Here is an 8,631-nt window from a genome sequence, read left to right as displayed (position 1 = left end):
CTGGAGAAGTCCAGCGTCAGCGGCTTGGTCGACCGAGCCGAGCGGCGCGGCCTGGTGCAACGAATCGCCGTCCCCGGAAACCGGCGCGCCGTCCATGTCACCGTCACCGCCGCAGGCCGAGCCGTCGTGCATCTGGTACGCGACGCGGTCCGAGCCGAGATCGGCGATCTGGCAAGCACTTTGAGCGAACGGCAGCAGAGCTCCTTCCGTCGATCGATCGAAACGCTGATCCTGCATTACGTCACCCAGCACGCCATCCCGGTGTGAGCGTCACCGACTGGCGGACTGAAAGTGAACTCGACCTCGCCGAACTCGTTGTCGCCGAACCTGACCGACACGACTGGCGGATTGTCGACGCCGCCCTCGATCGGATCGTGTGCGACGAGCGCGAAAGCCGTCTCGGGCGCGGTCCGATGGACTGTTCTGCATGCAACCTCGCACACGGATTCCGCTACGCCGCTATCGAAACCGATCGACCGGGTGTCCCGCGCGGTAACGAACATGCTGTCCGCGTCAACATCTCGGTTGTGCGTCGGCCACAGGTGACATCGGCTCGGGAGCTTCTGGCTCGAAGACTCCTGCTACCCGCCCTGCTGGTCGGATTCCTGCCCGCCATCGCACAGCGCGTCAGCGCGTCAGCGCGTCAGCGCGATGATCAAGGGCGATCCCACGTCGGAACGAGTTTCCGCCGGGCTGGACGGCTGGTTCCGCGACAACGGCCTGACGACCATGCCTGGTAAGCGCTGATGCTGAGATGATCTCTCCCCGTTGATCTTCCGCAGAGCCCCGCCGACTGTCTCGGATAGCCGGTTACCGAGCAGCTCACATTCGGATCCACAGGTGCCGATGGACCGCGAGCAGCTCTTGAACGGGTTCGACCGCGCGGCTAGGGCCTTTGTCGCGTGGCGATCTGGTTTATTCATCGCTGGTGGTTGCGGCCGGGGGACTGCTCGCTCCACGCCAGTGGGCGAGATCTGCTTGGGTCGTCAGGATGTCTGGGTGGTCAGGTCCGAGTACCCGCAACTGCTCGGACAGCAGCGTCTCGAGTTCGGTGACGGCCCCGGACGGATCTCCGCTGCCTCCACGCCAGTCGGCGAGGCTTCCACGAATCTGGAGAGTCCTAGGATGATCAGACCCAAGCACCCGCAGATAGTCAGCGAGCAGCGCTTCGAATTCAGTGACAGCCCCAGCTCGATCGCCGCTCACTCCACGCCAGTAGGCGAGATTTCCGCGAGTGTTGAGAGTCTTTGGATGGTCACGCCCCAGCACCCGCAGCTGCTCGGCGAGCAGCGCTTCGAGTTCGCTGACGGCCCTGGCCAGGTCCCCGCTTTCAGCACGCCAAAAGGTAAGGTTGGCACGGGTGTTGAGGGTCCTGGGGTGGTCTGGTCCCAGAAGCCGTATATGGTCGGCGACTATCGCCTCGAATTCTGTGACAGCCCCGACCAGGTCGCCGCTTTCCCCACGCTGATTGGCGAGGTCGTTTCGGGTGTTGAGGGTATGTGGGTGGTCGGGGCCCAGCACCCGCAGCCGGTCAGCGACTACTGCCTCGAGTTCGCTGACGGCCCTGGCCGGATCATCGCGTTCTCCGCGTAAATGTGCGAGGTGGCTACGGGTGGTGAGGGTGTCGGGATGATCAGGCCCCAGCACCCGTGAATCGTCGGTGAGCAGCGCCTCGAATTCGGCGGCGGCCCCGGCCAGGTCGCCGCTTTCTGTCCGCCAGTGGGCGAGATTGTTACGAGTGGTGAGGGTGTCAGGATGATCGGGTCCGGCAGTGGCGACGAAGAGTGGCAGCCATGCCGCCCAACGATCGCGGTTGTCCGCAGCGCGAGGTGTATCGAAGCTTCGGAGCGACGACACGGCTGCAGTCGAGTCGCCGTAAGAAAGGTAGTGACGCACAGCTGATCCGCGGGCATATTCGCGAGCTTGCTCGGTGGTGACGTTCTCGATCGCGGCGGTGATCGCTCGGTGTGCTTGCTCGATGTCCGTACCGAGCAACCGGCATTCGGCATGCAACGCCGGTATAAGGGCATTGTGGGTGATGCCGAGTGATTCGCGGGGCGTGCCGGGGTGGCTGCGGCTCAGGAGCACACCCAGACCGACGGCCACGTCGCGGATACGAGCGATCGTCCATGACACACCGCAGACCGACAAGGCAAAAGCGAGCAGTTCCAGCGGCAATACCGGTCCGGCGCCGGCCGCGACAAGGATGCCTAGCAGCGACCCCATCGCCGCTCCGTAGCCCGCGCGCGTCGCGTCGACCTCCCTGCGGATACGACTCGTGACCAGGGTGGACAAGTCGATACCGTCGGCGACGTGCTCACCGGTGATGGTGTCGCCGAGCTCGATCAGCAGCCGAGCGACCAACCAGCCCCCCGCAACCCCCTGAGCCTCCCCGATCGTCGTTGAGGTTTGCGCCAACAGCACGTCGATCCAAGTGGTCCACTCCGCCGTTCCGACGCGATCGTGTTCTCTCCGCATAGAAGCGCACACCGTCTCGGCGATTTCGGCGGGGGTGGGCTCGGGCACGTCGATGCGGTACATGTGGGCGAGGGCAGGCAGGTCCTCGATGCCACTACCTGCACGGATCCCAGCGATGACACGCACATGGGTGAACACGTCCTCACACGTGAGACCGGATACCGCGCGCACGAGTAACTCTCGGCTGCCCTGCTCAGGCTGGTCGAGTCCATCGAACACGATCGTGACTCGACCTCCGGGCCTGACGATCCGCATCAGCGGCTGACGAACCTCGATATCGAACACATCGAGAGCAGTTTCGCTTCGCTCTGCGAGTTCGCGGGCCGCCTGGAGGGCGTCCGCGAAACCGGGCACTCTCTCACACAGCTGAGTCGATAGCTCGACCGCGACGGACTCGAGCGAGCTGGCAACCGTGAGAAAGATCGCCGCAGTCACATATTCCGGCGCGATCGGCAACCCCTCGACAAGACCGGGCCGGACAAGCATCGCCATGAGCGTGGACTTGCCGCACCCTGGTGGACCGACCAACGCTCGCAGCCGACGACCGCTGGTCTCGACAATCTCGGTGAGTCGATCTCCGACAGTGCCAGTCAACAGCAACATGCGGGTGAGTTGATCGACGAAACCGGCTCCCGGACGACCTGTGACCGCGTCGCGGCGACGCGCGAGATTGGGCACCAACCACAAACCTGGGTCACCGCCGGGAGCTGACGTTTCCGCGCCACTGGTGAACGACAAGTGCTGAGGCTGCTGGCGCGTACAAGCCCCCGCGATCGGATCGACCAGATCCGAGGGCAACAAGTTCTCTCCCCGCAACCTCAGCCCGGCATCGAACGTGGAGACCATAGTGCGGGTGAAACAGCCTGAGAAGGCAGGCCCGTCGCCGGCGGCGACCAGCAACTCCATACGACCTTGCGAGCGGGCCAGAAGATCGCTCCACCGGCGGGCGGCTCCCTGCACCCCTTGACCGGTGTCGCATGCGTCGACCAGCACTATCAGCCCGTCAATCGTTGCCGTGTCCAGCCGTTCCCGGATCTCCTGAGTCAGGTGAAATGCAGTACGCGACGTCGGCGGCACCGGTGAATCACGGGCGAGGAGGTAGAAATCCTCAGGGTTGGTCATAATGCCGTGCCCGATGAAACTGATCAGCAGCGTCGCCCGCTGCCGCGACGCGACGGCGAACGCCTCGTCGATCACGGCCCAAAGCTCGTCGACAGTTGGGTCCAGTACCGGGCCCAAATGTCCGATCGCGTCCTGCCAGCCACCCGAATCACAGAGGCGCGCATGCAATTCGGTCGCTAACGGCCCCGGGAACTCCAGAGCCGCCAACGCAGCGCACTCGGACGCGATGATCAGCGCAAGCCTCTCACCACCCATGTGCCAGGAACATACACCCAGCGCGGATCCATGGGCCGAAGCGCGTCGCACGCCCGACCATCACCGCTGCGGCGCAGAACCAGATAGCCGATGATGCCGCTGGGCGGTCGTCGGGGCAGGCTGGGCGTTGCCAGAGTTCGTGAACAGTGCCGCCTGCCCGAATAACGGTGGCGTCAGGATCGTGAACGACTGCCGTCGGAGATTTGATGCACAGTGTCGCCCCTCACGGTGCGCGCGAAGCGTAACCAATGGCCGGCCGAACGTCGCTGAGGATCCCGTCGGTCATCATGTGCCCTGGGTCGGGGGCACAGAGAAGGTGGCTGACACCTTGTCCTATGAAACCGTTTAAGGCACGTAGACCATGTATATCGCGAATCTGAAGCCCGAGTATGTCTCGTGTACACGGGTGCTCAGACACAGGTCGCTCCGGCCCTCCTCGGCCGTCCACAGATCAACGAGGACATCCCAGTCGCTGCCTGTCCACATGGCGACCGAACTGTTCCATGTGTCGTCAGGCAACTCGACAAGGGTTGCCCCGTATGCCGCGACGTTGCCTCGAATGTGTGCTGCGGTCTCCTCTGACACCGGATCGACGGAGTCGATCTCGCCGATGAGCCGATAGTCCTGACACACGAGCGCTCGAACGATCGATCGGAACACTGGTCGCCAGACGTCGGCAACCGGGCGTTCACCGTCGTCCTTGACGGGAGGTGGACCACCGCCGGCCACACCAAACTCCATGTGCTGCTCCGTTTCTCGTGTCACCCCCCAACCTACCTGGCAACCTGGCTGTTGGATCAAGCATCTGCACAGGCCACGATCCGCGACCGAATCGCGCTATCGTCATCCCAATGCCCTGGTGCCGCCAGTGACATAGGCGTACTTCCCACTCAGATCGAAACGTTCTGTGTGAGTGGCAAATTGGTTGTCCATCATTGGTCTCCGTCCCTTCTGCCGTGGAAGAATGCGCCGACACGGTCGCGCATACGGACAGCTGAATCGAGCTGATGGGGGTAAAGCTGAAGGGCGTGTCCATGGAGTGTTGTCGGCGCTTTCGCCTCAACCAGGTCGACACGCGTTTTGGACGTCTGGGAGACCCTGGTGATACAGGTACTGTGAGACCCTCTCTTGCCTGGTGCGCTGACTCCAGCCCGGATCCACCCGCTTGATCCCCGGTTGATCGTTTCGGGGTCGTGCAGGCCGTGTTGGGGCTGAGGTGCGGATTCGGGCATGAGGTGGCCGCCGGTCTGCCCAGCTCTCCTCGCGGTGGAATCGACGTTCGTCTCCGGACGTCCGCACATCGGCAACATGGTGGGTTGCTGACACTGAGATGATCTCTGCCTGTTGGTCTTCCGCAAACCCGCGCTCGTGTCTTCGGTCCGCGCGGGTCGCGGCAATTGAGGATGTTCGGCAGCTGAGTTGATGAGCGTGGAGGTGAGCCGATCGGCACGAGCATCCGCTACAAGAGCAGAGGATTGGCGAAGGTCGAGTTGTCGATGATGACGTCCATAAAAGGCAATGGTTCGACCTCGGCGAGGTAGATCTGTTCGGCCGGTAGGTACCGGTCGCGGTGGATCGTCTCGTCGTTGTCCCGCTCGGTGCCGCGGCTGACCGAAATCTCGGGGGATACCTCCAGCCAGATGCGGAAGTCCCAGTATTCGTTGATCTCCGGGCGGAACGCGAAGACGCCGTCCACGATCAGCACCGCGTCGTCGTCGGCCACGGTCAGTATCGAGGCGTAGTCGATCTGGGTCAGAGGGTCGATCGCGCACAGCGCGCATTCGCCGGAACCGTTGGGGCCGAACGGTTCGAGCAGCAGTGCCCGAATGCGCGGATAGTCGAAAGCGTTGCGATAGTAGCCCTCTCCAGACTCACGATCGTAGAGGTGCCGGTCACGCCAGGGGTTCTTGAAATCATCCAGACTTGCCCGCAGCACCGGCCGCCCGGCTCGGGCGATTCGTTCGGCAAGTTCGTGGCCGAAACTGGTCTTACCCGAGGCGGTTAATCCGTCGATACCTACCGTCAGCCGATGGTGACCCAGTGCCAAAACACGTTCGGCGACTCGAGCAACGAACGCGGCGCGCTCGGGTGAGGCAGGCGGGGGAACAGGTTGTTGCCAGGTCGAGACCGAACGATGAATACGCCCCCTTTCCCTCATGCACTGACCCTAGCCGGGTTCGCCGGAACCGCCACCGGCAACTGAGCGCTCTGGACCGAACCTGTCACGGCAGCACCCCATAATCACTCGCTCAGCGGCTAGGACGTTTCTCGGAAGTTCCGCGGTCAGGCCACAAATCAACTGATTCGGGTGATCCGCAGCACCGGGATCCGCCGCCGGGTCTTGGCCTCGAACTCGGCGAAACCTGGTTGGACGGTTACGGCCTTTGCGAACAACCGGGTGCGTTCCTCGCCCTCGGTGGGCGTCGCTTTGGCCCGGTACCTGTCGGCACCGACCTCAACGGCGAGTTCCGGGTTGGCGACGAGGTTGTAATACCAGGCCGGATTCCGGTCGGAACCGGCGGCAGAGGCGATGACGAAAATGTCGCCGCCGTCGGTGAAATATACGACGGGGCTGATGCGCGACAGGCCGGTTCGGGCGCCGACAGTGGTAATCAATGCCAGATCGAGCGTGGCGAATCGGCCGCCGACCCGGCCGCTGTTGGCACGGAACTCGGCGATGACTTCAGGGTTGTACTCGAACATTCCCTTCCGATCGTTGATTCGGATGTCGATGCGGGACAACGAAAATGCCAGCTCGGACGCGGTTGCGCGATCAGAACACGGCGATGGGATTGACCATGACGCCGGTCAAGCCATGGATGCGCGGCGGGCCGACGGTGAGCAGAAAGCTGTAGCGCTTCAGCTCCGCGCACAGCGCCGCAAGGTCGTCGAGCTGTGACCCGTCGATCAGCGGCATCGCCATTCGGCCCAGTGCGACGCCGTGCAGCGGGGACGGCCCGTCAGGGTCGAGTGCCGGGTAGGCGTCGCCCCTGTCGCCCGTGTAGAGGGCGACCCCGCGACGGTGCATCCAGCGCACCGCGTCGAGGCTGATTCCCGGAGTCGGCCTATCTGCAATCAGCGGGTCGGCCGGCCAGGCGAACCGCACCGCCAACGCATCACCCGACCCTACCTCGACGCCTTGCCGCTGCTCGGCGTCTTCGAAGTCGCGCGATGTCACCGCGTACCCAGCCGGGAGCGGCCCTTCGACAGCCAGATCGAGCAAAACCCCCCGCGTCACGATTCCGGCGGCGAAGGCCGTCGTGGAGGCGAAGGTAACGCCTGCGGCCGTCACGATCTGGTCCCTCGGACGACCGGGGTAGACCTCGTTGCCGGTCGACCAGTGCGCCAGCGCGTCGATGTGCGTCGACTTCGCGTGATGGTTCGTGACCACCACCAGATCGGCCGCCACGCCTATCCCCGTGTGGGACATCATCTGCTGCACGGGAGAGATTTCCACCGTCGTGGGCGCGAACGGACTGCTGATCATCGGATTGGGCGTGATCGGCTGGGCCAGCGACGCCCATCGACCGGTCCGCACCTCGGCGGCGGCCTTCGCGCGCACGTCGTCGGTGATGAGGTTGAGTGTGCCGAGTTCGTCGTCGGATCCCCACCGGCCCCAGTTGTCGGGCAGGTCAAGGTCATTCGGATCGGCCATGTGGTTGGGCCCTCTCATCACGATCCATCAGGACGAGGTCGTCTGCTGTCGCGGCGCGCCACCCCCGCAATACCGGCGGATCCGCGCGTCAAGATCGACGGTACTCCATCGAGCACGACCAGGATCGCGGCGGACGATCCTGCCGGACAACATGTTTGGCATGCTCGGGACTTTTGGCCAACAACTTGTCGCCGGGCCTCTCGCAACGCACCTTCATGCGCCGGCGTTGCTGTGGGCAGTGCGAGACCGACTGTCGACTCACCGCGGCGGGGTGCTGATATCCCGTTGGTGCCGCAGATCGGCCTGGTACCGGCCGGGGGTCTGGCCGATGATTGCGGTGAAGGCCTCGATGAAGCTGGTGGGATTGGACCAGCCGCAGCGGACCGCGATCTCGGTGACCGAGTGGCCGTGCACGAGATGCACCAGGGCGTGTTGCACGCGCAGCAACGTGCGCCATTGGTTGAAGCTCATGCCGAGCTCGGTACGGAACAGGCGGCTGAGGGTGCGCTCGCTCGCGCCGACGGCCCGCCCCAGTTCCTCGAGCGTGGCCGACTCGGCCGGATCGGCGTGCAGCCGGTCGGTCACCGCACGCAATCGGTCGTCGACGGGTTCGGGCAAATGCAGCGACTGCTCGGGCAGTTCGGTCAACTCGTCGACGATCACCCGCAGCAGCCGGTCCGCGACCGTCGGCCGCAGCGTGCTGCCGCCGGTGAGTTTCAACACCGCCTCGCGCAGCAGCCCGGACACCGCGAACACGCTCGGCTGCGCGGGGAGCGCGGCACACAATGCTTCTGGCACCTCGAGGATGCTGATCTCGGTGTCGCCGTAGGCGCGGTGATAGTGCTCGAAATGTGGTGGGGTCCACGAGATTCGGTTCGCGGGCGATACCCAGGTGCCACCCGCGGTGGTGGTGGCGAGCACCCCGCTGGCCGCGTACAGCAGCTGACCCTGCTCATGCGAATGCGGTGCGATGCCCTCGCCGTGCACCAGCGCCCACCGGCCCTGAATGTCGTCATAGCCGAACCACGGGATCTGGCGGTGTTGGGGCATAACCCATGGTGACACCGATCTTGGCGGGAATCCGGAATCCGCTGTCCGGATGGCGGTAGCAGGCAACATCT

Annotated in this window: 7 protein-coding genes; 1 reads left to right on the top strand and 6 read right to left on the bottom strand. The window is 64.3% G+C overall.

Annotated features, from left to right (window positions below; translation table 11 throughout):
* A partial coding sequence (locus tag NA11_RS44445; protein ID WP_167837845.1) for a helix-turn-helix domain-containing protein occupies positions 1-267 on the top strand: 267 nt, incomplete at its 5' end.
* A gap of 648 nt (positions 268-915) precedes the next feature.
* Here NA11_RS44445 and NA11_RS40075 read toward each other — a convergent pair.
* From NA11_RS40075 to NA11_RS40050, 6 genes are all read right to left on the bottom strand, one after another.
* Positions 916-3,855, bottom strand: coding sequence for a tetratricopeptide repeat protein (locus NA11_RS40075; RefSeq protein WP_069167331.1), 2,940 nt, complete (start codon positions 3,853-3,855; stop codon positions 916-918).
* 345 nt (positions 3,856-4,200) lie between these two features.
* Positions 4,201-4,620, bottom strand: a complete 420-nt coding sequence (locus tag NA11_RS40070; RefSeq protein ID WP_218023473.1) for a DUF7668 domain-containing protein — start codon at positions 4,618-4,620, stop codon at positions 4,201-4,203.
* Between the two features lie 694 nt (positions 4,621-5,314).
* Entirely contained in the window at positions 5,315-6,013 is a 699-nt protein-coding gene (locus tag NA11_RS40065; protein ID WP_069167329.1) for a nucleoside/nucleotide kinase family protein, read from the bottom strand.
* Between the two features lie 137 nt (positions 6,014-6,150).
* Positions 6,151-6,558: a nitroreductase/quinone reductase family protein gene (locus NA11_RS40060; protein WP_069167328.1), complete on the bottom strand. Its 408-nt coding sequence runs from the start codon at positions 6,556-6,558 to the stop codon at positions 6,151-6,153.
* A gap of 70 nt (positions 6,559-6,628) precedes the next feature.
* Positions 6,629-7,510: a cyclase family protein gene (locus NA11_RS40055; RefSeq protein ID WP_069167327.1), complete on the bottom strand. Its 882-nt coding sequence runs from the start codon at positions 7,508-7,510 to the stop codon at positions 6,629-6,631.
* Between the two features lie 258 nt (positions 7,511-7,768).
* Positions 7,769-8,560, bottom strand: coding sequence for a helix-turn-helix domain-containing protein (locus NA11_RS40050; protein WP_069167326.1), 792 nt, complete (start codon positions 8,558-8,560; stop codon positions 7,769-7,771).
* Positions 8,561-8,631 lie beyond the last annotated feature (71 nt).

Origin of the sequence: Nocardia altamirensis NBRC 108246, assembly GCF_001612685.1 — a bacterium.
Classification (GTDB): Bacteria; Actinomycetota; Actinomycetes; order Mycobacteriales; family Mycobacteriaceae; genus Nocardia; species Nocardia altamirensis.
The sequence above is the reverse complement of the archived record's forward strand: the minus strand, read 5'-3'. Positions and strand labels throughout refer to the sequence as shown.